The organism is Deinococcus arboris, assembly GCF_009755355.1.
Taxonomy (GTDB): Bacteria; Deinococcota; Deinococci; order Deinococcales; family Deinococcaceae; genus Deinococcus; species Deinococcus betulae.
Genome location: NZ_WQLB01000019.1, coordinates 1 through 26,802 on the forward strand (window position 1 = coordinate 1; position 26,802 = coordinate 26,802).

At 67.0% G+C, this 26,802-nt stretch carries 28 protein-coding genes; 14 read left to right on the forward strand and 14 right to left on the reverse strand.

Annotation, left to right across the window (positions count from 1 at the left end):
* Nucleotides 1-324: 324 nt before the first annotated feature.
* Together GO986_RS13575 and GO986_RS13580 are read right to left on the reverse strand one after the other, a co-directional pair.
* Nucleotides 325-1,107: a methyltransferase domain-containing protein gene (locus GO986_RS13575; protein WP_157459843.1), complete on the reverse strand. Its 783-nt coding sequence runs from the start codon at nucleotides 1,105-1,107 to the stop codon at nucleotides 325-327.
* A gap of 215 nt (nucleotides 1,108-1,322) precedes the next feature.
* Nucleotides 1,323-1,925, reverse strand: coding sequence for a Rad52/Rad22 family DNA repair protein (locus tag GO986_RS13580; RefSeq protein WP_157459844.1), 603 nt, complete (start codon nucleotides 1,923-1,925; stop codon nucleotides 1,323-1,325).
* Nucleotides 1,926-2,053: 128 nt separating this feature from the next.
* Here GO986_RS13580 and hisB point away from each other — a divergent pair, with 128 nt between their 5' ends.
* The 3 genes from hisB (at nucleotide 2,054) to GO986_RS13595 (ending at nucleotide 4,564) form a co-directional block, all read left to right on the forward strand.
* Nucleotides 2,054-2,641 (forward strand): imidazoleglycerol-phosphate dehydratase HisB, encoded by a 588-nt coding sequence (hisB, locus tag GO986_RS13585; RefSeq protein ID WP_157459845.1) that lies wholly within the window; start codon nucleotides 2,054-2,056, stop codon nucleotides 2,639-2,641.
* Nucleotides 2,638-3,297 carry an imidazole glycerol phosphate synthase subunit HisH gene (gene hisH / locus GO986_RS13590; protein ID WP_369409365.1) on the forward strand — a complete coding sequence of 220 codons (660 nt, stop codon included), beginning with the start codon at nucleotides 2,638-2,640 and terminating at the stop codon, nucleotides 3,295-3,297. The genes hisB and hisH overlap by 4 nt, the downstream gene beginning before the upstream one ends.
* Before the next feature lie 220 nt (nucleotides 3,298-3,517).
* Nucleotides 3,518-4,564, forward strand: a complete 1,047-nt coding sequence (locus GO986_RS13595) for a branched-chain amino acid aminotransferase (protein WP_157459846.1) — start codon at nucleotides 3,518-3,520, stop codon at nucleotides 4,562-4,564.
* A gap of 117 nt (nucleotides 4,565-4,681) precedes the next feature.
* On the opposite strand, the gene GO986_RS13600 is transcribed toward GO986_RS13595, so the two are convergent.
* On the reverse strand, nucleotides 4,682-5,326 hold the full coding sequence (locus tag GO986_RS13600; protein WP_369409366.1) for a TetR/AcrR family transcriptional regulator: 645 nt from the start codon (nucleotides 5,324-5,326) through the stop codon (nucleotides 4,682-4,684).
* 212 nt (nucleotides 5,327-5,538) lie between these two features.
* Here GO986_RS13600 and hpf point away from each other — a divergent pair, with 212 nt between their 5' ends.
* From hpf to tsaD, 4 genes are all read left to right on the forward strand, one after another.
* Nucleotides 5,539-6,105, forward strand: a complete 567-nt coding sequence (gene hpf, locus GO986_RS13605) for a ribosome hibernation-promoting factor, HPF/YfiA family (RefSeq protein WP_224575540.1) — start codon at nucleotides 5,539-5,541, stop codon at nucleotides 6,103-6,105.
* 114 nt (nucleotides 6,106-6,219) lie between these two features.
* A complete protein-coding gene (locus GO986_RS13610) occupies nucleotides 6,220-7,335 on the forward strand; it encodes a butyrate kinase (protein ID WP_369409367.1) in 1,116 nt (371 codons plus the stop codon).
* Nucleotides 7,322-7,693, forward strand: a complete 372-nt coding sequence (locus tag GO986_RS13615; protein ID WP_224575485.1) for a hypothetical protein — start codon at nucleotides 7,322-7,324, stop codon at nucleotides 7,691-7,693. The genes GO986_RS13610 and GO986_RS13615 overlap by 14 nt, the downstream gene beginning before the upstream one ends.
* A 561-nt stretch (nucleotides 7,694-8,254) precedes the next feature.
* A complete protein-coding gene (gene tsaD, locus GO986_RS13620; protein WP_369409368.1) occupies nucleotides 8,255-9,298 on the forward strand; it encodes a tRNA (adenosine(37)-N6)-threonylcarbamoyltransferase complex transferase subunit TsaD in 1,044 nt (347 codons plus the stop codon).
* A gap of 90 nt (nucleotides 9,299-9,388) precedes the next feature.
* Here the strand turns inward: tsaD and GO986_RS13625 are convergent, their stop codons facing one another.
* Nucleotides 9,389-11,101: a long-chain-fatty-acid--CoA ligase gene (locus GO986_RS13625; RefSeq protein WP_157459848.1), complete on the reverse strand. Its 1,713-nt coding sequence runs from the start codon at nucleotides 11,099-11,101 to the stop codon at nucleotides 9,389-9,391.
* Nucleotides 11,102-11,399: 298 nt separating this feature from the next.
* Here GO986_RS13625 and GO986_RS13630 point away from each other — a divergent pair, with 298 nt between their 5' ends.
* The 5 genes from GO986_RS13630 to GO986_RS13650 all read left to right on the forward strand — a co-directional run bounded on the left by GO986_RS13630 (nucleotide 11,400) and on the right by GO986_RS13650 (nucleotide 13,975).
* Complete coding sequence (locus GO986_RS13630) at nucleotides 11,400-11,942, forward strand: nucleoside deaminase (RefSeq protein ID WP_157459849.1); 543 nt, start codon at nucleotides 11,400-11,402, stop codon at nucleotides 11,940-11,942.
* Between the two features lie 5 nt (nucleotides 11,943-11,947).
* Complete coding sequence (locus tag GO986_RS13635; RefSeq protein WP_369409369.1) at nucleotides 11,948-12,841, forward strand: ribokinase; 894 nt, start codon at nucleotides 11,948-11,950, stop codon at nucleotides 12,839-12,841.
* Between the two features lie 74 nt (nucleotides 12,842-12,915).
* A complete protein-coding gene (locus GO986_RS13640) occupies nucleotides 12,916-13,416 on the forward strand; it encodes a DUF1999 domain-containing protein (protein WP_157459850.1) in 501 nt (166 codons plus the stop codon).
* Complete coding sequence (locus tag GO986_RS13645; RefSeq protein WP_157459851.1) at nucleotides 13,416-13,640, forward strand: heavy-metal-associated domain-containing protein; 225 nt, start codon at nucleotides 13,416-13,418, stop codon at nucleotides 13,638-13,640. The genes GO986_RS13640 and GO986_RS13645 overlap by 1 nt, the downstream gene beginning before the upstream one ends.
* Before the next feature lie 8 nt (nucleotides 13,641-13,648).
* On the forward strand, nucleotides 13,649-13,975 hold the full coding sequence (locus GO986_RS13650) for a DUF503 domain-containing protein (RefSeq protein WP_369409370.1): 327 nt from the start codon (nucleotides 13,649-13,651) through the stop codon (nucleotides 13,973-13,975).
* A 58-nt stretch (nucleotides 13,976-14,033) separates the two neighbouring features.
* Here GO986_RS13650 and lepB read toward each other — a convergent pair whose 3' ends face one another.
* Complete coding sequence (lepB, locus tag GO986_RS13655; protein WP_157459852.1) at nucleotides 14,034-14,816, reverse strand: signal peptidase I; 783 nt, start codon at nucleotides 14,814-14,816, stop codon at nucleotides 14,034-14,036.
* Between the two features lie 81 nt (nucleotides 14,817-14,897).
* Nucleotides 14,898-15,746, reverse strand: a complete 849-nt coding sequence (locus GO986_RS13660; RefSeq protein WP_369409371.1) for a patatin-like phospholipase family protein — start codon at nucleotides 15,744-15,746, stop codon at nucleotides 14,898-14,900.
* 193 nt (nucleotides 15,747-15,939) lie between these two features.
* Here GO986_RS13660 and GO986_RS13665 point away from each other — a divergent pair, with 193 nt between their 5' ends.
* Nucleotides 15,940-16,692, forward strand: coding sequence for a serine/threonine-protein kinase (locus GO986_RS13665; protein WP_157459854.1), 753 nt, complete (start codon nucleotides 15,940-15,942; stop codon nucleotides 16,690-16,692).
* Nucleotides 16,693-17,170: 478 nt separating this feature from the next.
* Here the strand turns inward: GO986_RS13665 and GO986_RS13670 are convergent, their stop codons facing one another.
* From GO986_RS13670 to GO986_RS13705, 8 genes are all read right to left on the reverse strand, one after another.
* On the reverse strand, nucleotides 17,171-18,772 hold the full coding sequence (locus GO986_RS13670; RefSeq protein ID WP_157459855.1) for an alpha-amylase family glycosyl hydrolase: 1,602 nt from the start codon (nucleotides 18,770-18,772) through the stop codon (nucleotides 17,171-17,173).
* 242 nt (nucleotides 18,773-19,014) lie between these two features.
* On the reverse strand, nucleotides 19,015-20,157 hold the full coding sequence (locus GO986_RS13675) for an LCP family protein (RefSeq protein ID WP_369409372.1): 1,143 nt from the start codon (nucleotides 20,155-20,157) through the stop codon (nucleotides 19,015-19,017).
* 35 nt (nucleotides 20,158-20,192) lie between these two features.
* Nucleotides 20,193-20,780: a GNAT family N-acetyltransferase gene (locus tag GO986_RS13680; RefSeq protein WP_157459857.1), complete on the reverse strand. Its 588-nt coding sequence runs from the start codon at nucleotides 20,778-20,780 to the stop codon at nucleotides 20,193-20,195.
* A gap of 437 nt (nucleotides 20,781-21,217) precedes the next feature.
* Nucleotides 21,218-21,715 (reverse strand): hypothetical protein, encoded by a 498-nt coding sequence (locus GO986_RS13685; RefSeq protein WP_157459858.1) that lies wholly within the window; start codon nucleotides 21,713-21,715, stop codon nucleotides 21,218-21,220.
* Between the two features lie 77 nt (nucleotides 21,716-21,792).
* Nucleotides 21,793-24,012: an AAA family ATPase gene (locus GO986_RS13690; RefSeq protein WP_157459859.1), complete on the reverse strand. Its 2,220-nt coding sequence runs from the start codon at nucleotides 24,010-24,012 to the stop codon at nucleotides 21,793-21,795.
* A gap of 91 nt (nucleotides 24,013-24,103) precedes the next feature.
* Nucleotides 24,104-24,421 (reverse strand): ATP-dependent Clp protease adapter ClpS, encoded by a 318-nt coding sequence (gene clpS / locus GO986_RS13695; protein WP_157459860.1) that lies wholly within the window; start codon nucleotides 24,419-24,421, stop codon nucleotides 24,104-24,106.
* A 106-nt stretch (nucleotides 24,422-24,527) separates the two neighbouring features.
* Nucleotides 24,528-25,103 carry a desiccation-associated late embryogenesis abundant protein gene (locus tag GO986_RS13700; protein ID WP_157459861.1) on the reverse strand — a complete coding sequence of 192 codons (576 nt, stop codon included), beginning with the start codon at nucleotides 25,101-25,103 and terminating at the stop codon, nucleotides 24,528-24,530.
* A gap of 248 nt (nucleotides 25,104-25,351) precedes the next feature.
* A complete protein-coding gene (locus tag GO986_RS13705) occupies nucleotides 25,352-25,726 on the reverse strand; it encodes a hypothetical protein (protein ID WP_369409373.1) in 375 nt (124 codons plus the stop codon).
* A gap of 81 nt (nucleotides 25,727-25,807) precedes the next feature.
* Here GO986_RS13705 and GO986_RS13710 point away from each other — a divergent pair, with 81 nt between their 5' ends.
* On the forward strand, nucleotides 25,808-26,770 hold the full coding sequence (locus GO986_RS13710; protein WP_157459862.1) for a DUF1517 domain-containing protein: 963 nt from the start codon (nucleotides 25,808-25,810) through the stop codon (nucleotides 26,768-26,770).
* Nucleotides 26,771-26,802 lie beyond the last annotated feature (32 nt).

The following is a 26,802-nucleotide window of genomic DNA, read 5'->3' on the forward strand; positions in this document are numbered from 1 at the left end:
CAGAGAGGACCCGGCCCCACCCGCCTGATGAGGTCCGATACGGAAGCCGTCTGTTTGGTCTCCAAACCGGCAGAGCGCAGGGTTACATACGTCACGCCCGGAATCCGTTGTGCTCCCCGTCGTATTGCCGCGCCGCTTTTCAAGTCCGCCTGGAGTCAACTGGTGACAAAGACCATTGAAGCGGAATCCATATGATCTTTTGCGTCTAGCTCCACAAGAAGGCCCAGCCGCTCAGGGACAGGGTTGAAGGTCACCATACCCGCCGCATCAGCGCCACGCCGAAGCTCAGCTGCTGGCCCAGCAGGGCAGGTGGCCGGTCAGAGGTCAACCCTTCTGTGACCCTCTGTGCGCTGCAAACAGCACCCGCGTAAAGGCGTAATACAGGCTCTCGCCAGGAAATGCCGCCTTCAGCCGGGCGCGGTAAGCCGCCAGAAAACGCTCGCCTGCCGCCTCATCCAGCCGCGACAGATACGGCACCAGCGCCGTGCCGCGCGTCCAGTCAATCAGCCCTTCGGCGCCGTCCAGCACCACTGGATAGACCTTGCTCAGGGCCGTGATGTGCTGCCCTCCCAGGGCGTCCAGCATCTCGGCGTAAGCGGCAGGCGTCAGCACCGGCGAGGCGCCGTGGGCAGTGCCAAACCGGCTGTAGCCGCCCAGCCCAGCGGCAAACTCGTCGGCCGTCTCGCCCAGCAGGCGGTGACTGGGGTGGTCATGGTTGGCCGGCACCTGCACCGCCAGCACGCCGCCTGGTCTCAAGTGGCTCCACAGCCGCGCCAGCAGGGCCGGGTGGTCCGGCAGCCACTGCAACGAGGCGTTGGCGTGAATCAGGTCAAAGTGGCCCTGCAACCCAGCGATATCGCCCTGCACGAACGTCAGATTTGGGGCGGCGCCGTGCGGTGCGCGCGCCAGCATCTCGGGGCTGCTGTCCAGCCCGGTCACCTGCGCCCCCGGAAAGCGCCGCGCCAGGGTCAGGGTGTGGTCGCCCGCGCCGCAGCCCAGGTCAATGATCTGCTCGTACGGCTGGTCTGGAATCAGCGCGTGGAGGTCGGCCACAGGAGCGCTGCGGGCCACTTTGAACTGGTCATAGGTCGCTGGATTCCAGGTCATAATCTCAGCGTAGGCTCGTCCAGAGCCGGGGTGTCAGTACCCTGGTAGTTACAAGGGATAGGCCATAAAAAATCCCGCGCAGAGGCGGGATTCGCAGGCTTAGATTTACAGCAGCCGGGCCAGGGTGCCGCCCAGCAGCATGAGCAGCAGCAGGGACGCCGTGAAGGTCAGCAGTTGGCGCGACCCTGGGGGACTCCGCTCATCGCTGCGCCGAATCATGCCGCGCGCCCTGTCTGGGGAGCGCTGGGGTGCAGGCTGCCCAGGGCGGCCTTCAGGTGCTTGTACACCTCGCGCTGGAGGTCCAGGTCCTCGGGCAGTTCGTAGCGCAGCTGCTCCATAGCCTGCATCAGGTGGGCGCCGCCGGGGGTGCGCTCGTGGTCAGGGCGGGCCCAGTCGGGCAGTTCGGGGGAACTGACGGGCGCGCGCTTCGTGTCGTCCCAGTCGGCCCAGGTTTTGGGCAGGTCGTACAGGTAACGGCCGATGCCAAAATGCACGGCGCAGCGCTTCAGGGCGTCACTGGCGGCGGCCTTCAGGGTGCCCAGGTCGCCTTCGGGCGCCTCGCCAATGTCCTCACGGGTGACGCCCAGCACGGTCAGGCGGCCCTTGACAGTGGGCAGGCGGGTGCCGGCCACCACTTCGACCTCAAAGCTCCAGGCGTCGGGGCAGATGGCGTCCAGGCGGTCCTGCACTGCGCGGGCATCGATATGGGCCAGGAGCATCGCCCGCGTGCGGTCTTTGCTGATGGCGCCCGGCTTCCACCCCACCAGGTGAGCGGGAAACGGGGCCTGAAGTCGTTTCTGAACATCGCTCAGTTTCATATATTTAGTTTATAACAGAATGGGATTACGGTCAAGACAGAACGGGACTCTGCTTCTTCTGCCGTTTGCCCGTCTGGATGTTCGACAGGTCCGTGCCTCTGGCCTCTAGCGCCGCTAGCATAGGCGGCATGAGCCGTGCGGCCACCGTGACCCGAACCACCAGTGAGACGGACATCAGCGTTCGTCTGGACCTTGACAGCGCCGCCTACAGCCACCCCGAGACGGGCCACGGCTTCTTTGACCATATGCTGGACGCCCTGGCCCGCCACGCCCGCCTGGGCCTTACAGTCAAGGCGACTGGGGACCTGCACATCGAGCCGCATCACCTGATCGAAGACACCGGCATCACGCTGGGGCAGGCGCTTACGCAGGCGCTGGGGGACCGCAGGGGTATAGAGCGTTACGGCAGCGCCTTTGTGCCCATGGACGAGACGCTGGCGCACGTGGTTGTGGACCTCTCGGGCCGGGCCCACCTGGCTTTTGAGCCGGAGACGCTGGACGTGTGGGGCACGGCGGGCGGCATGACCCACTACCACCTGCGCGAGTTTCTGCGGGGGCTGTGCAACCACGGCGGCGTGACGCTGCATGTGCGGTTGCTGGCTGGGCGCGAGGCCCACCACGTCATTGAGGCCGTCGTGAAAGCCTTGGCCCGCGCCCTGCGTGACGCGGTGGCGCTGACCTCAGATGCCCTGCCCAGCACCAAGGGCCGCCTGTGAGCGCGCCTGAAGTCCTGCTGCTGGATTACGGTGCAGGGAACGTGCGCAGTGCCGCCAAAGCCCTGGAGCGCGCGGGCATGGCCGTCAAGGTCAGTGCTGATCCGGCGGACGTGGCGGGGGCGCGCGCCGTGGTGGTGCCTGGTCAGGGCCATTTCCGGCAGGTGATGGAGGCGTTTGACGAAAGTGGCTTCCGCGCGCCGGTGCTGGCCGCCGCGCAGGCGGGTACGCCCCTGCTGGGCATCTGTGTGGGCATGCAGATGCTGCTCGAAGGTTCCGAGGAGGCTCCCGGCGTGGCGGGCCTGGGCCTGATTGGCGGCACGGTGCGCCGCTTTGAGCATGTGCCGGGGAAGGTGCCCCAGATGGGCTGGAACAGTCTGGACAAGGTGGGGGACAGCCCCCTGCTGCGCGACCTGGCCTGCCCGGCCTATGCCTACTTCGTTCACAGTTTTTACGTCCCCATCGAGACAGAGGTGGACGCTGGGGCCATCACAGAGTACGGCGTGCCCTTCTGGGCGGCGCTGAGCCAGGGCAACCTCCACGCCACGCAGTTTCACCCCGAGAAAAGCGGCGCGGTGGGGCTGGCGATTCTGGACCGGTTCCGGCGGTATGTGCTGGAGGAAAGAGAAGAAAGGGGGCGCGGCACCGTCGCGTTTTAACGGGTGCCTTAGCCCAGCCGCTGAGCCTGGGCTGAGGCAGTGTTCTCTTGCAGTTCCTCCTGCGGTGCTGCCGAGAAGACGCTGGGTGGTGCTCTGAGAGGGTGGGGAGTCCAGTAACAAAAGGGCTCGGCCTTGCCAGCTATGGCGATCTTCCACCACTGTCCGGCCTTCTCGCCTGCCCCCATTGGCCTGGCCCCCCACTCTGCGGGACAATGGCGCCATGACGAGCCAGACCCCCGCCGCCCGCCCGCCTGTGAATCTCGACTGGTCCACGCTGGGTTTCAGCTATATCCGCACCGATGAGCGGTATCTGTCACACTGGCGCGGCGGCGCCTGGGACAGTGGCACGCTCACCCTGGACAACGTGCTGCACATCAGCGAGGGGTCCACGGCGCTGCACTACGGCCAGCAGTGCTTCGAGGGCCTCAAGGCCTACCGCGCCGCCGACGGCAGCGTGAATCTGTTTCGGCCCGACCGCAACGCCGCGCGCATGCAGGAAAGCTGCCGCCGCGTCCTGATGCCCGAAGTCAGCACCGAGCAGTTTATTGAGGCCTGCCGCCAGGTGGTCAGGGCCAACGACCACTGGATTCCCCCCCACGGCACCGGCGGCGCGCTGTATCTGCGGCCCTACGTGATTGGCGTGGGTGACAACATCGGCGTGCGCTCGGCGCCCGAGTTCCTGTTCGGCGTGTTTGCTATTCCTGTCGGGGCCTACTTCAAGGGTGGGCTGACGCCCCACAACTTCATCACGTCCGGGTATGACCGCGCCGCGCCGCAGGGGACCGGCGCCGCCAAGGTGGGCGGCAACTACGCTGCCAGCCTGCTGCCGGGCCTGGAAGCCAAGCAGCGCCAGTTCGCCGACGCCATCTACCTGGACCCCGCCACCCACACCAAGATTGAAGAGGTGGGGGCGGCCAACTTCTTTGCCATTACCAGGGACGGGCAGAGCTTCGTGACCCCCCAGTCGCCCAGCATCCTGCCCAGCATCACCAAGTACAGCCTGCTGCACCTGGCGGAGCACCGCCTGGGCCTGAAGGTGGTTGAAGGCGACGTGCTCATTGACGACCTCGACCGGTACAGCGAGGCGGGGGCGTGTGGCACGGCCGCTGTCATCACGCCCATCGGCGGCATTCAGCACGGCGACGACTTTCACGTTTTCTACAGCGAAACCGAGGTTGGCCCGGTCACCCGCCGCCTGTACGACGAACTGACCGGCATCCAGTTTGGCGACCGCCCCGCGCCCGAAGGCTGGCTCGTCCAGGTGTAAAGCAGAGTGGGGGAGGTCGGGCGTGGGAGGGGAGACCTAACCGAGCCCTGTCTCTGGAAGAACGAGAGACCTGCCGTTCATGTCTGGCAGGTCTCTCGCGTCCTCTCTCCTGGCTTTTTACCTCACCTGCTCACGCGCCGTCGCCTCCGGGGCCAGGGCGCCGTGCATCAGGAGGCTAAAGCGCTCCTGCCAGTCACGCAGCACATCACGCTGATCGCGGTGGCCACCGTGTAACAGGGCCAGAATAAAGGCGTCCACCAGCAGGGCGCTCAGCATCTGCACGTTGGCTTCGGGGCGCAGGCGACCCTGGGCCTGCATGGCCAGCAGGACCGGTTGCACCAGCGCCGCTAGGGTGATGGCGGTGCGCAGGCCGTCGCCGGGGCGGGTGGTGGGGACGGTAGGGCCTTCGGGCGGGGCGCCCAGCACCGCCTGGCCCACCGCGCCCACCAGATGCCGGTAGCGCACCCCCAGGTCCGCCATGCGGGCGGTGACCTTGTCCCAGACGAGCTGGGGGTTGGCCCCGGCGGTGAGGCGCTCCAGGGCGTCGTCGCGGCTGGCCTGCACCGCCTTTTCAAAGTGGGCCAGGAGCATATGCACCTTGCTGGGAAAATAGCGGTAGAGGTTGGTGCGGCTGACATACGCCGCCTGCGCGATGTCCTGCGCGCTAATAGCGTCCAGGCCGCTGCGCGCAAACAGTTCAAAGGCCGCCCGCGCGATGCGCTCGCGCCGGGCCTCGTCCTGTTCCTGCCGGTCCACCTTCACAGGCCCAGTGTAGCGCTGCCCCCGGTCCTTGCCAGTGAGCAGGCCTTCACGCAGCCGGGGTACCGCCGGGGGAGGCGCACTCCACTCCGGAGCATACCCCGTCACCTGTGGCCAGCGCTGTAAGAGAACCGCATGACAGTCTCATGACCTTGGGCCTAGAGTGGGTCACCGGAGCCTACCCTTCCCTCCGGCAAAAGGACGAGGTGAAAGCCGTGCATATCTATAAGCTGTCGGGCCGGAACGTTGATGTCACTGACGCCATGCGGGACTACGTCGAGGAGAAGCTCTCTCGCCTAGACCGTTTCAATGACCAGATTACCGACGCCAGGGTCACCCTCACGGTGCGGGACGTGCGCGACGCCGCGCGGCGCAACCGGGTTGAGGTACAGCTGAACGTTCCACACGGCATTATCCGCGCCGAAGAACACCACGCCGACATGTACGCAGCCATTGACCGCGCCGGCGACGTGCTGGAGCGGCAACTGCGCAAGTTCAAGACCCGGTATCTCAAGCACCGCCACGACGCCGCGCCCCAGCCCGAGCCGGGCCCTGCCGAGGCCGATGTGGACGCGGGCCTGGACGACGTGACCGAGTTCGTGCCCGAAATTGTGCGCCAGAAGCGCTTTGACCTGCGCCCCATGAGCCCAGAGGACGCCGTGGCCCAGATGGAAGCCCTGGGCCACGACTTTTACGTGTTCATGCATATGGACACCGGCAGCTGCGGCGTGGTGTACCGCCGCAAAGACGGCCACTACGGCCTGATTGAACCCAATGCCTGATTGAACCGAGCGCCTGATTGAAAAGTGTCTGAGCGCGCCGGGCTGAGTGGGGGCACCTTTCGGGGGTGTCCCCGCCGCCCTGTGGCGAGTGCCTATCTGCTACGCTGCGGCGTTGTGATCGCCCACGTGATCAATCCCGGAACCAGCGGCGTGAAACTCGCGTGCGCAACCCTTAGGCCCAGTGTCAACCCAGCGCTGCCCGGCCAGCTGCACCTGGAGTTGACCCGCGCCGAGCTGCCGCTGGCCGCGCCCCCCAGCGCCGCCCAGGTGCCCGAACTGGCCCAGGCCATCCTGGCCCTGACGGCGGCCTGGCCGGCCCCGGACGCGGTGGTGGGCCGGGGCGGGTTTATTGGCCGGGTGCCCACCGGCACCTACCGCGTGACCGACGAACTGGCCGCCTACGCGGTGCGCGGTGAGGGCGCCTTTGATCCGCCCAACCTGGGCGGGCCGCTGGCGCTGGCGCTGGCGGGCCACTGGGGCGTGCCAGCATTTATCGTGGACCCGCAAAGCGCCGACGAACTGCTGCCCGAGGCCCGCGCCACCGGCCTGCGCGGCGTGACGCGGCGCGGTGAGTTTCACGCCCTGAACGCCCGCGCGGTGGCCCGGCGCGCGGCGCACGAGGTCGGGAAACGCTTTCACGAGGCCCGCGTGGTCGTGGCGCACCTGGGGGCCACGACCAGCGTGACCGCCTTTGACCAGGGCCGGGCGGTGGACACCACCGGCTCGGGGTCGGACGGCGGGCCGCTGGGCGCCATGCAAAGTGGCCCTGTGCCGCCACGCGCCCTGGTGCGCCTGGCCCAGACCCACGGCGACCGCACCCTGACCCACCTGGCCTGTGAGGGCGGCTTTCTGGCTCTGACTGGCAGCGCCAACCTGCGTGACCTGGAAGCCCGCGCCCCCGGCGACCCTGAAGTGCAGGCGGCGGCCGCCACCTTCGTGCATCAGGTGGCCAAGGCCATCGGCGAGCAGACCGGCGCCCTCAGTGGCCGCCCCGACGCCCTGGTGCTGACGGGCGGCATTGCCCGTTGGGACGACCTGGCTGACCGCATCGAGCGCCGGGTGGCCTGGATGGCCCCGGTGTTCATCATTCCCGGCGAACTGGAACTGGAAGCGCTGGCCGAGGGTGCCGGGCGCGTGTTGCTGGGGCTGGAAGCGGCGCGGGACTGGACGCCGCCTGCTGGGCCTGGGGAAAAGCCTGTGGTCGCTGGAGACAGCCGTGGCCCGGCGTAGACCCTCGCGCGCGCCAGACCCCATTCGGGCGACCAGCATGTGGCGCGTGGACCAGGTGTTTTTGACGCGGCGCGGTGTGCGCGTGGAGGTCATCTGTTCGCTGGTCAATGACCAGGGGGGGCTGCGCAACCTGTCGGTGACGGCGCCCACCGATGACCCGGTGACAGCCGTGCGCCACGCTGCGCGCTTTATCGCGGGCAAGGGCAACGTCAGCGGCGCGCGGCAAGCCCGCGTGCGCTGGGCGCGCGAGCAGGCCACCACCGAGCAGGACGCCCTGATCCGGGACCGGCTGCTGGAAGATGAATTTCTAGACGAGTTTGAAGAGACCCTGTCGGCAGTCCGCGACCAGCAGCGCTAACAACTGACAGCGAAACCTGCTTATGGTCTTGTTTCGATAAACGCTCATGGTGAGCGGGGGTCGTATGGATGCCGTCTGTTTCGTTGACAAACCAAGAGAGCGCTGGTCTGCTCGCTCCACGCCCGTCAGCCCGCCTTTGCTCCCACTCGCTCGCAAGTCCGCTCGGATTCAAGCGTTTCTGGCCTGGCTCTGGAACGTTGGTCATGCCGTTCATTGGACGAAGCGAGCAGAGTGGTTTTGCGGAGAAGCTGGAGTAATCGGCTGCTGTTTCAGGCCTGTTATGCAGAGAACTCCTTGGGTCCGTGGGGTGCCAGATCAGGAAAGGACGGCCGCTAGCCGCCTTGCTGATAAGGCTTTCGACCCCGGAGTTTGCAACATTGGTTCAATTCGAGTGATCCTAAAAAGCTAAGCAGCAGCTAGAGGTGAAGAAATCAAATCAACGGACGTGACGTTGGCAACCCCATTCCATTTCAAGGTCTGAACAGAACAGATGGAATCCGTCTAACGGCGCGGCCACACGCCTTACCATGCGCCTTGGCTTTCCCCTGCTACACTCCGCCGGTGACTGAGTTGTCCCTCGCCTCTGGCTCCCGGCTGATTCTGGGCATTGATACCTCCTGCGATGATACCGGCGTGGGAATAGTTGAACTGAAGCCAGGCGGCGGCGTGCAGGTACGGGCCAACCGCGTGTGGTCACAAACCGTTCACGCGCAGTACGGCGGCGTCATGCCCGAACTGGCCAGCCGCGAGCATGTCGAGCGCATTGACGGCATTCTGGGTGAGGCGCTGGGCGAGGCCGGCGTGACCCTGCGCGATCTGGACGCGGTGGCTGCCACCTCTGGCCCCGGCCTGGTGGGCGCGTTGCTGGTGGGGCTGATGTACGGCAAGGGGCTGGCGCAGGCGCTGGACGTGCCCTTTTTTGCCTCGCATCACCTGGAAGGCCACATCTATGCCGCCGCCAGCGAGGCCGAGCTGAGCGCGCCGTATCTGGCGCTGGTGGTGAGTGGAGGCCACACGCATCTGTTTGACGTACCGCAGGCCGGGCACTATGTCCTGATGGGCGCTACCCGAGATGACGCGGCGGGCGAGGCGTTTGACAAGGTGGCCCGCCTGGCCGGGCTGGGCTATCCCGGTGGCCCCGCCATCAGCGAGGCGGCCACGCGCGGCGACCCCGGCGCGGTGCCCTTCAAAGAGCCGCTCAAGGGCCAGACGGGCTTTGACTTCAGCTTTAGTGGCCTCAAGACCGCCGCCCTGCTGGCCCACCGTGCCGGGGCAGCGCCAGACGACCTGGCCGCCAGTTTTCAGCGGGCGGCGGTGCAGACCCTGGTGAAGACCACTGTGCGCGCCGCCCAGGCAGCGGGGCGTCAGACGGTCGTGGTGTCGGGCGGGGTAGCCGCCAACCGCGCCCTGCGCGAAGCTTTTGGCGCTACCAGCCTGCGCGTCGTCTTTCCCGGCCAGGGCCTGAACACCGACAACGGCGCCATGATCGCCCTGGCCGCCGCCGCCGCCATCGAAGCGGGCCGCGCGCCCAGCCCGCTGGGGGAAGGGGCGGTGGCCTACGCGCCGCTGGCACATGGGCAGTGGCCTGCGGCAAGTCCGAAGTAGAACAATCAGAGAGGTGGGGCGCGGCACTCAAGTTGCCGCGCCCCACCTTCAGCTGATCCCACTCACCACTGCCTACGCTCCACTTCCCGTTTACGCGCTCTTTGCCCCACTCTGCGCGTCCCGGGCTTCCTGGGCCAGCTGGCGGCGCAGAATCTTCATGGCGGCGGTTTTGGGCAGTTCACTGCGGAATTCCACGCTGCGGGGCACCTTGTAGGGGCTCAGCACCGCCTTGCAGTGGGCGATAATCTCGGCTTCGGTGGCGTTCTGGCCAGGCTTCAGGGCCACCACGGCGTGGACACTCTCGCCCCGGTAGGCGTCGGGCAGGCCCACGGCGGCCGCTTCTAGCACCGCCGGATGGCTCATCAGGACCTCTTCGACCTCGCGGGGGTAGATGTTGAAGCCGCCCGCGATAATCAGGTCCTTCTTGCGGTCCACAATCCGGAAATAGCCCTGGTCGTCGGCCGTGGCCATGTCGCCGGTCATCAGCCAGGTCTGCCCGAACGCCTCGCGCAGGGTCTTGGCGGTTTCGTCGGGGCGCTGCCAGTAGCCCTTCATCACCATCGGGCCGGCCACCCACAGCTCGCCCACCTCGCCCGCCGGGACCGGCTGGCCGTCGTCGCCCACCACCACCGCGTCCACACCGGGCATGGGCAGGCCGATGCTGCCTTCTTTCTGGTTGCCGAAAATGGGGTTGGTGTGGGTAATCGGGCTGGCCTCGGTCAGGCCGTAGCCTTCGACCAGATTGGCGCCGCCCGTGATTTCTTTGAACTTGCGCGCCGTTTCCAGCAGCAGCGGCGCCGATCCGCTGATACAGGCGCGGATAGAGGTCAGGTCATGCTTGGGGGTATCGGGGTGATTGTTGATGGCGTTGTACAGGGTGGGCACGCCGGGAAACAGGGTCGCCCCCGAGGCCGAGATCTGCGACAGCACCATCTTGATGTCGCGCGCATTGGGCACCAGGGCAATGGTCGCGCCAATCAGGATGCTCAGGTTCATGGCGACCGTCATGCCGTATACATGGAAAAACGGAATGGCCGCCAGCGTGATTTCGTGGCCCTCGCGCAGGTCGGTCATCCAGCCCCGGGCCTGCTCACAGTTGGCGACCAGATTGGCGTGGGTCAGCATGGCGCCCTTGGGCACGCCCGTCGTGCCGCCCGTGTACTGCAGCAGCGCCACGTCCTGCGCGCTGACGCTCACCGGCTGCGGGGTGGGCGCCTGCGAGGCCACCACCTTTTTCATGGACAGCACGCGCTCGCCGTAGGGAACAGCCACCCAGGTGCCCTCTTTGCGGGCCTTGACGGGATACAGCAGGTTTTTCGGGAAAGGCAGGGCGTCCTGAATACCGGCCACCAGCACGCGCTTGACCGGCACACGGCCCTGAATCTCGGCGTAACGCGGGTAAAAAGCGTCCATGATCACCAGCGTTTCGCTGCCGCTGTCCTTGAGCTGGTGTTCCAGTTCGGTTGCGGTGTACATGGGGCTGGTGTTGACGGCCACCGCGCCGGCCAGCAGGGCGCCGTAAAACGCCACCACAAACTGCGGCATGTTGGGCAGCATGATAGACACGCGGTCGCCCGGCTGCACGCCCATCTTTTGCAGCGCGCTGGCAAAGCGCCCGGCGTCCTGCCACAGCTGGCGGTAGGTGGTGTTGGCCCCCAGAAAGGTCAGGGCCACGCGGTCAGGGTATTTGCTGGCGGTGCGTTCCAGCAGGGCCGGCAAGGTCAGGCCGCTGGGGGTAAAGCTGCGGGGCACGCCGGCTTCGTAGCGGCCAAGCCAGGGACGGGACAGGGTGGGTTGGGTCATGAAGCGCTCCTTTGTGGGGGGACACACGGCCCCACGGGGGGTGCGTGCCGGGGGCACCGGGCGGGTGATTGCGGCCAATCAGGGCAGGTGAACCAGGAATGAAATTAGACTCAGTATAAGGTAAACTTATGCGGCCGCAAGGGTTTCCCCCGCCAGGGGAGGGGCGGCGGCCCTGGGCACCGCCGTCCCAGAAGGCGCGTCCACGTGGGGTAGAAGGGACAGCGGCGCCTCTGGGTTCGCAGCGGCAGATGAACAGATGCTCAGGCCATAGGCGGCGGCCGGCTGGCACACTTGGCCCATGGCTGTCTCCCTTCCCGACCTTGACCACGTCCGTTATCTGCGCGCTGCTCTGGCCCTGGCCCGCGAAGCCCAGGCGGCGGGCAGCGCCCCCGTGGGTGCCGTGCTGGTGGACGCCCAGGGGCAGGTCGTGGCCCGTGGGCGCAACCGCGTGGGCGAACCCCAGAGCGCCGACCATGTAGGCCAGGCCAGTGTGGCGCACGCCGAAATGGACCTATTTTTTCAGGTGGGCGAGGTGCAGAACCCTGAGACCCTGACCCTCTACACCAGCTTGGAACCGTGCCTGATGTGTGGCGGAGCCAGCGCGCTGCTGGGGGTCGGCCGCCTGGTCTGGGCGACGGCCGACCCCTGGGGTGGGTCCGGACGGCTGCTGCGCTGGGCCGATCACCCCGCCATGCAGCATACCGAGGTGGTGCCCACCCCCGACCCGGCGCTGGAACATGAGGGTGCCCTGCTGTTCGCCCCGGAAGCCCGGCGCGCCTTTCCAGACGAAGGCTGGGCCCTGTGGCGCCAGCATTACCCCGAAGAAACGGCAGGAGTCTGAGACGCGTGGGCGTGCTCGTGGTGGGCAGTATCAATGCAGACCTGACGGTGACCGCTCCTCATATTCCGGCCCCCGGAGAGACCGTGCTGGGCCGGGAACTGCGGGTCGGTCCTGGCGGCAAGGGGGCCAATCAGGCGGTGGCGGCGGCGCGGGCGGGTGCCAGGGTGAGCCTCGTGGGGGCTGTGGGCCAGGACAGCTTTCAGGCCAATGCACTGCGGCTCCTGCAAGCCGCTGGGGTCAACCTGAGCGGCGTGCAGGTGCGCCCAGAGGCGACGGGCGTGGCTCTGATTACCGTTTCGGCCGGCGGAGAAAACGCCATCACGGTGGCCAGCGGGGCCAATGCGGCCCTCACACCAGACGATCTGCCCGCCGACCTCAGCCTGTGGACCCACCTGCTGCTGCAACAGGAGCTGCCGCCGGACATCACTCTGGCGGCGGCGCAGCGGGCCCACGCGGCCGGCCTGCACGTTACCCTGAACGCCGCGCCCAGCCGGGAAAGGACCCCGGCGCTGCTGGCCTGCACCACCCATCTGATTGTCAATGAGCACGAACTGGCGGCACTGGCTGGAGAAGACAAAGACGTGGCCGAAGTGGCGCGCGCGCTGCTGACCGCAGGCCCCCACGCCGTGACCGTCACTCTGGGCGCGCAGGGCAGCCTGACGGTCACCGCCGACGGCGAAACGCACCGCCTGGCGGCGTTTCCCGTGACGGCTCTGGACACGACGGGCGCGGGCGATACCTTCTGCGGCGTCCTGGTCGCGCGGCTGGCCCAGGGCGAGGCGCTGCGCTCGGCGCTGCACTGGGCCGGGGTGGCCGCCGCCCTGACCTGCACCCGCCCCGGCGCGCAGGCGGCCATGCCGGATTGGGCCGAAGTTCAGCAGGCGGGCGCGAGCGACTAGCAGGGCCGTCTTGCTTGGTGCCACTGCCTTCTTCCACGCAGGCATCTGGAGGGCAAATGCTCTAGCCTGCCGCCATGCGGTACCGCACCTTTGGTGAACAGGATTACGTCTCCTTGCAAGCACTGGATTTGCTCGCCCAGCGGACTGCTGATCCAGCCTTTGACACCCTGCCTGCGCGTGAGCAGGAGGGCCGCCTGCACACCAGCCTGCCGGCCCTGAAGTTCTATGAGCGCAGCGAGCATTCTTTTGTGGCCGAGGAAGACGGTCAGCTGCACGGCGTCGTGCTGGCGCAGTCAGTTTGGCAGGGTGACCGGCCCACCGTGCTGGTCCGCACCCTGACCACCCGCCCCGGCGCGGCGCCCGAAGTGGCGGCCAGTCTGCTGCACGCCACCGTGAAAAGCGCCTATGACGCGGCTGTCTACGAGGTGCATTTTGCCCTGACCCCTGACCTGGCTGGGGCCGCCCTTCAAGAAGAGGCGGTGGTCACGGGCTGTTACGCGGTCTGCCATCTGGGCACCCGCGCGCAGACCGCGCCTGGCGTGCGGCTGGGCACGCCGGGGGTAGGTGACGCATAATGACGGGCATGACCCCGAAAGCCACCCGCGTGCTGCTGGGCGTGCGCGGCATGAGTCGCGACGCTGGAACCACTGTTTCTCAGGCGCTGGCCGCCCTCCCCGGCGTGGTGAAAGCCACCCCCGACGAAGGCCAGATTGAAGTGCATTACGACCCCTCGCAGCTGACCGTCATGGACCTCGTGCGCGCCGTGCGCCGTCAGGGTTTCCTGGCCGGGATGCTCTAGGCGCGGCCGTGGCCCTGGGCTACGTGGGCGTCCTGACCATCCGGGTCGAGATGCCCTGGGTTGGCAACCTGAAAGAAAAGCGGGCCCTGGTAAGGCCGGTCGTCGAGCGCCTGAAAAGCCGCTTTCCCCTGACGGTGGCCCGCCTGGACGGTCTGGATGCCCACGACTGGGAAGTGCTGGGGGTGGCGACCATCAGCAACGATTACGGCTGGGTCGAGGAAACCCTGAAAATGGCCGCCGACTACATCGCCAAGGAAGGGCCGTACCGCGTGACCAGCGAGCAGGTCGAGATCACGGTGCTGGGCGAAGCCGAAGACGCGGAAGACGAGGAGTAGTTAAGAGCCAGCAGCGGGCCGCAGAGGAACTGTCTCTGCGGCCCGCGCTGCGTCTGGGTTATTTGTTCAGGGCGTTTTGCAAGTCGGTGAAGGCGGCGGGGCGATTGAGTGCGCGCCAGTTCAGCTCGTCTTTGCCGCTCAGCTCCTTGACCGATTCCGAGGAGCAGTCATAGGTGGCAGTGGCCTTGCGCATAATCGGCCAGATCACGGCGGCGGCGCGGCCGGCGATGTCTCTTCGTGGCACCGGCCCAAACAGGCGAGAATCCTCGCTGCCCCGCTCTGTGCGGTTGTCACCCATCACAAAGTAGGTGCCAGCGGGCACCGTGATTTCCGGCTGGTCAGGCATCACGCCATTGGCGCTGCTGGTGGCCTGGGTGGCCAGGGAGCTTTCAGTGTCCCAGCAGCCCTGCTGCTGCCAGTAGGCGGTGGTCCAGCTGGAGTCCAGCTTCACCCCGTTGACTGTCACCTCGCCGGCCTCTACCCGAATGGTATCGCCGGGCAGACCGATCAGGCGCTTGATCAAGAAGGGCCGGTACGTCCACAGATTCAGAGGCGCCGACTTGGTGAGGTTGGGAATCTTGGCGCTCGCCTCGCGGGGGGGTTTGAAAATCAGGATGTCGCCGCGTTTAAACTCGCCCACGCCCGCCTTGTGCAGCCAGGTTTCGTACTTGGGCACAAAGACGCGCTCACGGTCACGCAGGTTGGGCATCATGCTCACGCCATCCACGCCCACCAGGGTGGCCACGAACTGCGTAATCACCACCGCGAACACGATGGGTTCCAGCAGTTCCTTCCACAGTTTCTGGAGAGGGGTTTGGGCGGGCTTCACAGGTTGGGTCATGCACCGCGCAGAATACCGGATGCCAGCGGCCAGCTTCTCTCATCTGCTGCGTGGGGGTGAGGTGCCCAGCGCCGCCGGGGCTCACCGTGGAGTTTGTGCGGGCGTTCCGCCGACGTCAGCATCAGCGTCTGGGGCTGGGGTCAGGGTCAGCAGACGCGGCAGCTGGGTCAGGGCGGCCTCACGTCCGGCGGCAATGGCCTGCTCGGTGCGGCCAAAGGTAATGAGGTCAATGTCCCCCAGCTGGGGACGCAGCTGCACGTCCGGACGGTAGAGGTTCACGCGGGCGTCGGTCAGCTGCGCCTGCATGATTTCCACAGCCCGGCGCAGGGCGCGCACCGGTCCCAGACTGGCCTCGCGCCGCCACAGCAGCACCCGCCGCTCCTGAAGTTCCAGGGGGTCGGGGGCCGTGACATTCACTGCCAGCACCTGCCGCGCGCCCAGAAACAGGGCGGCGTCCACTGGCAGCTGGTTCAGAATGCCGCCGTCCGACAGCAGCATGTCCTCGTAAGGCACCGGTTCCAGGGCGCCGGGATAGGCGGTGGTGGCCCGCAGCGCGTCGTGAAGGTTGCCGCGCGTGAGGTACACCGCGCGCCCGGACAGCAGGTCGGTGGCGGTGATGGCCAGCGGGGTGGACAGCTCTTCAAAGGTCTCGGGCAGATGATGGCTCAGCCAGGCCCTCAGCGCCGACTGCCGGAGCAATCCGGGGCTGGGCCGGAAATCCAGCAGGCGCCGCCAGGACACGCCGCGGGCGAGGCGTTCCAGGTCGGCGGCGCTGTACCCAGCGGCGATAAAGGCGCCGACCAGGCCGCCCATACTGGTGCCTGCCACCACGCCGGGGCGCAGCCCGTGAGCCTGCAGCACCTCCCACACCCCCACATGCGCCAGGCCCCGCGCGCCGCCGCCGCCCAGCACCAGGCCGTAGCCTTTCACGGGGCCCTCCGGGGAACGGGCGGCCAGCTGGGGGCCGGAAAGACGGCTGTCGTGGGCTGCGAGCAGGAGGGCATATTCGGATTGTAGGCACTTCTTGAACTGAGTTCAGGAGGCGTGCTCCCCCGCCGCAGGGGGCGGGGCCTCCCCCCAGGGGCTAGGCGCCGCCCCCCCTGCGTGGTGTAGTTTGAACAGGATGCCTCTGGCGGGACAGGTGGTGGGAAACGGCGTGCGGCTGGTCAGGCCGGTGGGCCGTGGCTCGCACAGCCTGGTGTATTTCGCCGTGGACAGGGGCGGGCAGCCGTGTGCGGTCAAGATTTTTCCGGCGCATCTGGAAGGCTACGCCGACCGCGAGTATCAGCATGGGCACGCCCTGGAGCACCCCCGGCTGGTGCGTGTGATGGCGCGCGCAACCGTTGACGAGCAGCCCGCGCTCATCAGTACCCTGGCCCGCGGCGAGGTGTTGTTTCAGCGGTATGCCCAGCGCCCGGCCGTCTCGACAGAGCGTCGCCCCTTCCTGCTGACGATGGTGCATTTGCTGGACGCCCTGGGGTATCTGCACGCCCTGGGTCTGGTTCACCGCGACATCAAGCCGGAAAACGTGATGGTCGAGGACGACGGCAGCGCCAAACTGGTGGATTACGACCTGTCTGGTCCCGCTTTCGAGACCTTCAGCACGCCCCTGCGCATGGGGACGGCCGCTTTTCAGAGCCCAGAGGCAGCGCGCGGTGAGGCCCTGGGGCCAGAAAGCGACCTGTATGGCGTGGGCATCCTGCTGGGCTGGGGGATTCACGGCGCCCTGCCCGACCCGGAAGAACCTTACCCGCTCAGCGCCGACCCGCTGGGCGCGCTGCATCTGGCCCTGACGAGTGCTGACCGGCACGCGCGCCCCAACGATGCCGCCCGCGTACGCCAGGAACTTCTCAGACTGGCAAGCCTGCCGTATTGAAGAAAGACCCAGCGTCAATCTCAAGCGAGCACGGCTTGTAGGAGGGCGGAGGACGACTGCTGAGCATGGTCTTCGGCGTCATGGCTCTCCATCAAGCGGGCAGAAGGCAGCTGTTCGCCTGTGACTATTCCAGTCTGATACGGAGGCCGTCTTTCTCTCCACACACAGGAGCAGAAACGCTGCGCTCCTGTGTGCTGCGTGCGCATCTACTCGGGCTGAACCTAAGTTTGCTTCTGCTGTAGCCGGAATCTGTCTAAGCCGGATTCAGATTCATGACGGCATAGCAGAGAAAGGTACCGTCTGCGTCTCTATAACAGCAGCATCCGGCTGTTCTCCTTCTCTCTCTGTTCGGCGTGAATCCAGCAGTCTACCTGGTTCAATCAGGACCTCTCTGAGGTGTGCGGCCCGGCCACCACGGCAAAAACCGTTCGGAGCCGAGGCGATGTTCTGCCCCGGCTCCAGCTGCTCCTTTCAGGTTTCAGCGCAGAATCCGGGCCTCGTGGGGGCGCAGGGGCGCGCCGCTTCCCGGCTGGTCGCCGTGACTGCTCAGGAGGGTCTGGCCTATGGTCAGTTCGGGCAGGTCGGCGCTGTCGCCCGTGAAGTTCAGCAGCACCGTCAGGCGCTCGCCGTCGCCCTCGCGGTAAAAGGCAAAGACACCAGGGGCCGCGTCCACGCTGCGGTAGGTGCCGCCCACCAGGGCCGGGTGGTCTGCGCGCAGCCGGGTCAGGGTGCGGAAGTAATGCAGGTCGCTGGCAGGGTCGGCTTCCTGCGCCTGCACATTGACCTGCGCGGCGTCACCGGCCAGGGGTAGCCAGGGCTGGGTGCCCGGCGCGCTAAAGCCTGCATTGGGCGTGGCGTCCCACTGCATGGGGGTGCGCTCGGGGTCGCGGCCAGCAGCGGGGCTGTCGGGTTGTTGCAGGCCCGCCGGGTCCACCATCTGCTCGTAGGGAATCGGCACGTTTTCCATGCCAATCTCGTCGCCGTAGTACACGGTGGGGGTGCCGCGCAGGGTCAGCAGCAGGGTCTGGGCCACGCGGTACTGCGCCGCGCCCACCCGCGTCTTAAAGCGGTGCTGGTCGTGGTTGCCCAGCACCCAGTTGGGCCAGCTGCGGGCGTCCAGACACGCCGCGTCGTAGCTGTCGGCAAAGGCGCGCACGCCCGATGCCTCCCAGGCCATCAGAATCAGGTGAAAGTTAAACGGCAGATGTACCATTTGAGCGTCTTCCCGGCCGGCGTAGGGCAGCAGGCGCTCTACGGGCAGGTAGATCTCGCCGACCATCATCCGGTCATCGAACTCGTCCAGAACGGCGCGCATCTCGCGGATGTACTCGTGGGTCTCGGGCTGGTCCTGGGTGTAGGGATGCAGCAGTCGCCAGTGTTCCGGCTGGCCGACCTGCCACTCCGGGTTTTCGGGTTCGTCCAAGTAGCGGTCGTCCTCGGCCAGCAGCCAGATCACGTCCACCCGGAAGCCGTCCACGCCCCGGCGCATCCAGAAGCGCAGGGCCTCGAACATGGCGGCCCGCACCGCCGGGTTGCGCCAGTTCAGATCTGGCTGGCTGGGCAGGAACTGGTGCAGGTAATACTGGCCGCTCGCTTCGTCCAGGGTCCAGGCAGGGCCGCCAAAAAAGGACCGCCAGTTGTTGGGCACGCCGCCGTCCGGGGCTGGGTCGCGCCACACGTACCAGTCGCGTTTCTCGCTGTCTCGGCCCTCCAGCGCCGCCTGAAACCACTTGTGGTCTGAGGAGCTGTGGTTGGGGACATAGTCCAGCATGACCTTCAGGCCCAGTCGGTGCGCTTCTTGCACCAGGGCGTCAAAGTCGGCCAAAGTACCGAACAGCGGGTCAATATCGCAGTAGTCGGCCACATCGTAGCCAAAGTCGCGCATGGGACTGGTAAAGATAGGCGAGAGCCATACCGCCCGCACGCCCAGGCTGGCCACATACGGCAGCCGCCGCGTGATGCCGCGCAGGTCGCCTACGCCGTCCCCGCTGTCATCCTGAAACGAGCGCGGGTAAATCTGGTAGATGATGCCGCTTTGCCACCATTTCAGCTCGCCAGTCAGTGGGGAAGAGGAAGTCATGTGAGCAGGGTAACAGGCAACGGCAAGGGACTAAATCGTTTCAGAAAAGTCTGTCTAGGCAAGGTGACTGACCCAAGCGAAACGTATGACGGCCTACTGCGCTAGTTGAGGGTGGTAGTCGTTTTCACAGCAAGGTTTCCTTACATTGAGGGTATGAAACGCCCCCTCCACCCTCAACAGCTCACGGCCAGGCTCATTCGTTTGAGGGCTACGCTCAGGCGCACGGCAACGCTGAGCGCCTCTTATTCCGCTGGTGTATCGCTGCCCAGACGCACAGTCACGTCGGCTCCAGACGCCCCCGAGGCCTGCGAGACGGCGCCATGCCCCACATCCTGTAACACTCGGGCGGCCGCCGCGCCAGTGGCTGTGGTCGTGGCGGGCCCGCGCGCCTCGTTGACAATCCAGACGTTGGTGTACCCCAGACCTTCCAGCCGAGCCTTGAGGCGCCGGGCGCTGCCGTCGGGGGCGTCGGTGTTCACGACAGCCACCCCCAGGCTGCGCGGGTCGTTGGGGTCGCGGAAGTGCTGAGCGATGGTAGCGTTCAGTCCGGCGCGGTCCACTTCCCAGATGCTGGCTGATCCCCGGAAGCTGGGACGGCCAGGCACGCTGTAAGTCATGAGTTTGGCGCCGCCCAGGCCAGCGCCCGTCAGGGCCGCCACCTGCGTGCGCGTCAGGTTGCTTTTCATGTTGCGGTCAGCAGCGCCGATCATGCCCGGCAGGCGCCACCAATTCAGCGGGCTTTTGGCCTGTGCCGTCAGTGCGGAAAGAAATTGCTGCTGCCGGGCAATGCGGCCAATGTCGCCCAGATTGTCTTTGCGAAAGCGCAGGAAGCCCACCGCCTGTTCTCCCTTCAGGCGCTGCGTTCCCGCCTTCAGGTCAATGTGGAGGTTGCCGGCATTGTCGTCGTACTTCATGGCCTGCTCGATGTTGACAGTCACGCCTCCCGCCGCGTCGGTCAGGGCGGGGAGGGCGTTGAGGCTGAGCAGCACGTAGGCGTCCACCGGCACGCCGGTCAGGGCCTGGACTGCTCCCATCAGCATCTCGGGGCCGCCGTGGACATTGGCGCCGTTGATTTTCCCCCAGCCGTAGTCCGGCATATTCACCCAGGAATCGCGCGGAATGCTCAGCAGATTCACGCGGCCGTCCGGCCACGCCTGCGCCAGCATGATGGTGTCGGTGCGGCCATCATAGTTTTCTGGCTTGGCGGGCCAGGGCCAGACCGGCAGCTTGTCGTTGTATTCCACATCCACGCCGGCCAGCAGCACGGTTACAGGACCGTCCGTCTTAGCTGGAAGCGCCGCGTACCGGGACAGAAAGGGGACAGCGGGAGAGAGCAGGGCGCCTGCCCCTGCCAAAGCGACCAGAACGAAAACAGCGGCGCGCACGCGGCGAGCATAGCGCCCTGGGCGGGGCGGGTGAATCATTCTGAAGGTGCAGTGGGGGGCAGGTCGCGCGTCAGGTGGGTGTAGTGGCCACCAGCCAGGGTGCGGTGGCCTGCCGCCACAAACCCGCTGCGTTCGTACAGCCGCGCGGCCGGGTTGCCGTCCTGGGCGAGCAGGCCCAGCCGGGGCAAGCCCAGTTCACATGCCCAGACAGCGGCCGCCGCCAGCAGCTGCGCCCCGATGCCCTGATTGCGCGCCGCCTCACTGACGGCCAGCGTGTCCAGATACAGCTCGCCGGGTGTACCCTCTGGCTCAATGTGGTCTGGCTGGCCCAGAGCCCGCAGACGCGCCCGCAGCGGCTGGTCCAGGAGTTCGGCGGCGGCGCCCGGATAGGCCAGCAGCAGGCCCAAGGGCTGCCCATCGCGCTCGGCCACCCGCACCCTCTCGAAACTGAGGCGGTGGCCGCTGAGAGGGAACAGCTGCTCGATAACCTCCGCTGCTTCTGCGTCAGAAGGCGTGCCTGTCAGCGCCCAGCCAATGGGGCCGATGGTCGCCTGGATCAGCGGCGCAGCAAAGGGTGCGTCGGTGGGTGTGGCCGGGCGGATGGTCACAGGGGCAGGCCTCATCGGCTCAGGATAGGCAAAAGAGTCTTGGCAGACACAAGACAAATCAAAGAAGCCACCTGGCTTGAAGGGCCACGTAGGATCATTAGGGAAAGGCCTATCGCCCTCAGCGCTTAGCGCCTGCTCTAGGACCAGACTTCACAGACACAGTGAAGGCCAAACCTGGCTATAGGGTGGGGGACCTGTAGAAAAGGGGGCGAGGCTTCAAGCCCACATTTCCGAACTGAGGAGTGGACGACGGCGCCTTCCCACCATCAGGAGAAGGAAAGACGCCTCCTTAGAGCAGATTCTCGAAGGCCAAAGGCAGAACTGGTGTGGTGTAGCACGTTCATAGCCTTGACCGCCCAATAAGGCGGCAAGCTAGCGGCGACCCGATTCAAAAGCAAAAGAGCCGCGCCGGGTCTCCATCTGAAGACCCGGCGCGGAAGGACACCTGAACGTTAGTTCAGGGTGATTTTGGTGGCGTTCAGGGTGCTGGCGGCCTCGTCAATATCGCCTTCCACAGCCACGTTGGCGTCCGCGCGGTCGGTGCCGAAGAACTCGTCTGCGCTGGTGGCGGCGCCCTCAAACACGGTATCGGGGCCAACCGTCACGGCGTAGTTGGCGTCGTTCTCGTTAAGGGTAAAAGTCTGTGCGGTGCCGTCAAAGTCGGTCACGCTACCTTCTAGACCGTCACCGGCCGCCATATCCAGTTCTTCGCTGGTGTTGGCGTCATCGTTGTTGGTCAGGGTGCTGTCGGCGCCGGGGTCGGCCGCGTCATCGGCAACTTCACCAGTATCGGTGGTGTCCGTGGTGGTATCAGCCGTCGTATCGGTGCTGGTGGTATCGGTCGTTTCCGTCGTGGTGGTGTCGGTGGTCGTATCGGTCGTGGCGTCGTCCTGGGGGGCGCAAGAAGCGAGCAGGGCGGCAGTAATGAGGGCCAGCAGGGTGGGTTTCATGCCTGCTATCTTCTCGGCTCTCCCTGGGGCGCGGCATGAGGAAAGATGCAGGGAACCTTTACATCCCACCACTTGCCTTAAGTAAAGGTGAACTCGCCGTTCTGGACATCGGCTGTGACTGCTCCCCCACCCTTAAGTGGGCCAAACAGCAGTTCGTCGGCTAAGGGCCGGCCCAGACGGGCTTCAATGACTCTGGCCAGGGGGCGGGCGCCCAGCGCGGGGTCGTGGCCCAGCTCCGCCAGGCGGGCGCGGGCGGCGGGCGTGACAGTCAAGGTTACGCCGCGCTCTTTCAGCTGGGCTTGGAGCCCCCGCAGGAACTTGTCCACAACGCCGCCCATGACGTCCGGGGACAGGGGAGCAAAGTGCAGCACCGCGTCCAGCCGGTTGCGGAATTCGGGGGTAAAGGTGCGTTTGACCGCCTCGTTTTCCTCACCGGGGCGGCCCACACGTGAAAAGCCCAGCGCCGGGCGCGCGGCGTCGGCAGCCCCCGCATTAGTGGTGAACATCAGCAGCAGGCCGCGTCCATCTACCTTCTTGCCGGTGTGGTCGGTCAGGGTGCCGTGGTCCATCAGTTGCAAAAAGAGGTTGTACACGTCGGGGTGCGCCTTCTCAATCTCGTCCAGCAGCACGACGGCGTGGGGGTGCTTGGCCACGGCGTCGGTCAGCAGGCCGCCCTGGTCAAAGCCCACATAGCCGGGAGGCGCGCCGATCAGCCGCGCCACGGTGTGGGCCTCCTGGTACTCACTCATGTCAAAGCGGGCCAGGTGGATGCCCAGCCGCTCGGCCAGGGCGCGGGCCAGTTCGGTTTTGCCCACGCCCGTGGGCCCCGCCAGCAGGAACATGCCCTGCGGTTTCTGGGGGTCGCGCAGCCCGGCGCGGGCCAGTTTGACGGCACTGGCGACGGCCGACACCGCCGCGTCCTGCCCAAACACGCGCGCCTTGAGGTCGGCTTCCAGGGTGGCCAGCGAGGTCACTTCCTCGGCCTTGACGGTGCCCAGCGGCACGCGGGCCATGCGGGCCACGGTGGCCTCTATGTCGGGCACGTCCAGGGTGCCGCCCTGCCCAGCGCTGGACCGCGCGGCCCCGGCTTCATCCAGCACGTCAATGGCCTTGTCGGGCAGAAAGCGGTCACGCAGGTGGCGCACCGACAGGCGTACCGCCGCGTCCAGCGCCGCTGGGGTGTAGGTGACTCCGTGGTGCGCGGCGTAGCGTCCCGCGAGGCCCTGCACGATGCTCAGGGCGTCCTCCTCGCTGGGTTCGGGGACCTCCACGGTCTGAAACCGCCGCCACAGGGCGCGGTCTTTTTCCAGGTGGCGCACCTCGGCGGGGGTGGTGGCCCCCAGCACCCGCAGCCCTCCCCGCGCCAGCGCGGGTTTCAGGAGGTTAGCGGCGTCCACGCTGCCGCCTTCGGTGGCCCCGGCGCCGACCAGGGTGTGCAGCTCATCAATAAACAGCACGGCGTTCTGTCCGTCCAGGGCAGCCAGCACGGCCTTCAGGCGGGCCTCAAAATCTCCCCGGTAACGGGTGCCGGCCAGCAGGGCGCCCAGGTCCAGGGCGTACACGGCGGCGCCGCGCAGGAATCCGGGGGCCTGCCCACCCACCACGCGCTGCGCCAGTCCCTCGGCCAGCGCGGTTTTGCCCACGCCGGGTTCGCCCACCAGGACGGGGTTGTTCTTGGTGCGCCGCGCCAGGATGTGTGTCACGCGCTCCAGTTCCGGCGTGCGGCCAATCACTGGGTCAAAGGCGCCGGCACGGGCCTGAGCGGTCAGGTCGCTGGCATAGGCGGCCAGCGGGTCCGGCTCGGTCTCGGCGGGCTGGTCGGGGCCGACGGCGTCCACACCGGCCACCCGGCGCTCCCGTTCGCGGCCCGGCACCTTGGCTGCGCCGTGGGACAGGTAGCTCAGGACGTCCAGGCGCGTCACACCCTGCGCTTCCAGGACGGTGCGGGCAGCGCTGTCTTCTTCTTCCAGCAACTCGGCCAGCACCCGCGCGCCGTCGGCCTGCTCGCGGCCCTTGCCGCTGGCGTGCAGTTGCAGCACGGCGCCTTCCACGACCCGGTGAACGCCCAGGGTGAAGTCCGGCTCGGCGTCCTCCAGCTGCTCCAGGGTGTCCAGATGGAGGCTGAGGTCACCGCGCAGCCGCTCGACATCCACCGCCAGGGCCAGCAGAGCTTCCAGCGCTTCAGGGTCGTGGGTCAGGGCCAGCAGCAGATGTTCCTGGGTCACGTATTCGTGTCCGGCCTCGCGGGCGTAGTCAGCGGCCCGTCCAATCGTGACTTGTAAGTGGTCGCCAATCATAAATACCTCTGCACACGGAAGCGCACGCCTCCACGGTCCTGTGAGGCCGTGTGGCTGGGCTGAAAAGAGGGAGGTAAGCAGCTGTCTTGCCTCATTCGCTCGCCTCTGGCTCGGCCACCACCCGCAGCGGGTGGCCCTCTCGCTGGGCGTGGCCCATGACCTGCGCGACCTTCGTTTCGGCCACGTCGCGCGGGTAGACGCCTGCCACCCCCTGCCCCTTGTGGTGAACCGCCAGCATAATCAGCTGCGCGTCCTGCTCGGCTTTGCGGAAATAGCGGCGCAGCACCAGCACCACAAAGTCCATTGGCGTGTAATCGTCATTGAGCAGCAGCACCCGGAACAGCCGGGGCCGCTCGGTCTCCGTGCGCTCCAGCGTCTGGGTGCTGTGCTGTTCGTCCCGGCGCGTCATGGGGCCGAGTGTAGCGGGCAGGGCGCCAGGCGGCAGGAACGTGCCTTACGGTCAAGGTTAACCCCCCTCCATAGGGGAAGGGGGGCTCCAGGGGAAAACTGGGTGGTCAGGCTTTGGGGTTGGGCTGCCCGCCGGGCCGGGTGGTGTCCTGGGCGGCTGTTTTGAGATCAGCGGCGGCCTGGGCGGCTGTGGTTTTCGCCTCAGCGCCGGCCTGTTTGGCCGCGTCCTTGAGGTCATTGCCAGCCTGCTTGGCGTCGGCGGCCGCCTGGCCAGCGTTCTGTTTCACTTCGGTCTTGACGTCGGCCGCCTTGTCGCTGGCGGTGTTCGCCACGTCGCGGGCAGCAGCGCCGGCCTGGGTGGTTGCCCCGCTGACGGCCGTTTTCACGTCGCCGGCCACCTCTTTGGCCTTGTCCAGCGCCGCCTGCGTGCCGCCCGAGGCGGCGTCTTTGACCTCGCCGGCCTTCTCGGCAATGACGGCGCCCGCGTCCTTGGCGGCGTCCTTGGTCTTCTCCCAGCCCTTGGTGACGCTCTGGCCCACGTCATGGGCGGCGTCTTTCAGGCCCAGTTCGGCCAGCTTGGCGTCCAGGGCGCGGCGGTTTTGCTCACGGCTGAAGTAGTACGCGCCGGCGCCCACCAGGGCACCCAACACCAGCAGCCGTTTCAGGGGAAAGTGATGACTCATGAGAAGCAGCCTACGCCCCCCTCATCTGTGCAGGATGAGCTGCAATTTACGCGCAGTTCACGCCGTTGCTGGCTGATCCCGATTCCGAACATTCCTCAGGGTAGGCGGGCATTGGTCCGTCTGGCGCTGCAAAGCGGCACCGTCCAGGGTGGAGGAGAGGGTACGGGACTCCGAGCATTGGACTTGCAAAGCACCGAAGGGGGCCATCTCCGGTGCCTTCCTGACTCTTCCGAAAACGGATGAATTCCCTACAGCCCGCCCAGCCCCAGGCGCCGGGCCAGCCCTTCGCTGAAGATCCAGTCCTCGGGCTCGTCCAGGCCCTGCACCTCGACCAGCACGCAGCCACGCGCCAGGTAAAACGCGGTAATTGTGCTCCAGGCCTCGTCTTCGGTGGCGGCCGTTTCTTCGATGTCGTCCAGCGTTCCCCACAGGTCACCGTCCACCTCGGCGCTGCGCAGGGCCTCGGCATGGGCGCTCAGGGCCCAGGCGTCCACCGCCTCGTCTGGGGCGTAGGTTTCGCCGGGCTGGCGCACGTCCAGGCGGTCATCACGCTCGTACAGGGACGCCAGGAAGGTGGCCCAGGCATCTGGGGTCAGGACAAAGGGAGAGGGGCGCTCGCTCACGCTGGCCAGTGTACGGGCCGCTGCCGCAGGCCGTGAAGAAACGGTGCAGGCGCGCCCAGGGCAGGCCGGTACACTTGCGCTATGACCGCGTTTACGCCGCGCCGCGCGCCCCTGCTGCTGACTGTGCTTCTGACCTGCCTGCTGGTGCCTCTGCTGGCTGGCTGGGCCGGCGCCCAGTCCGGTGGGGGCTTTGGCGGGCGCAGTTCGGGCAGCTCGGGGGGGAGCTCCGGCGGCAGTTCGGGGGGGTACAGCAGTCCGTCGCGCGGGGGGGGGTACAGCGGCGGCTACGGGGGCGGGTACAGCGGCCCCATCATTATCAATAATGGCGGCTACGGCGGTGGGTACGGCTACAGCAGCGGCGGGGGCGGCCTGATTGGCCTGCTGGTGCTGGGCGTGGTGATTTTCCTGGTGGTGGGCGCCCTGCGCCGGGGTCTGGGCAGCGGCGGCGCACGCGGCTTGGGGGCGGTCAGTGGCACTGCGCAGGCCCTGAGCGTGCAGCTGCTGCTGGCTGAGGGAGACGAGGTCAAGCGCGCCCTGGGCCGCGTGGCCCAGAGCGGCGATCCCGACACCAACGAGGGCCTGACCCGCATGTTGCAGGAAGCGGCGCTGGTGGTGCTGCGCCACCCCGAGCGCTGGGTCTACGGCAATGTGGAACGCGCCCAGGGCTCGGCCTCCACCGCCGACAGCCAGGTGGGCGCCTGGGCCACCCAGGCCCGCGCCGCCTTTACCGAGCAGACCACCAGCAACTACCAGAACCGTGACCCCCACAGCGGCTATCAGCGCCGCGACGACTACACCTTTCAGGCTGACGCCGGCGACCAGTACCTGGCGGTCACGATTGCGGTGGCCGCCCACACGTTGGCAGGGCTGCCCCCTGCCGGCGCCACCAACGCCGCCGAGGCCCGCGCCGCCCTGAGCGCCCTGAGCAGCGTGACCCCCGGCGACCTCATTCGGGCCGAAGTGGTCTGGAGTCCCGACGCACCGGGCGAATTCCTAAGCGAGGACGAGGCCATTCAGAAGTATCCCGAGCTGACCAGGTTGTAGGGAGAGATAGGGGCCTGGTGTCCCGCGCTGAA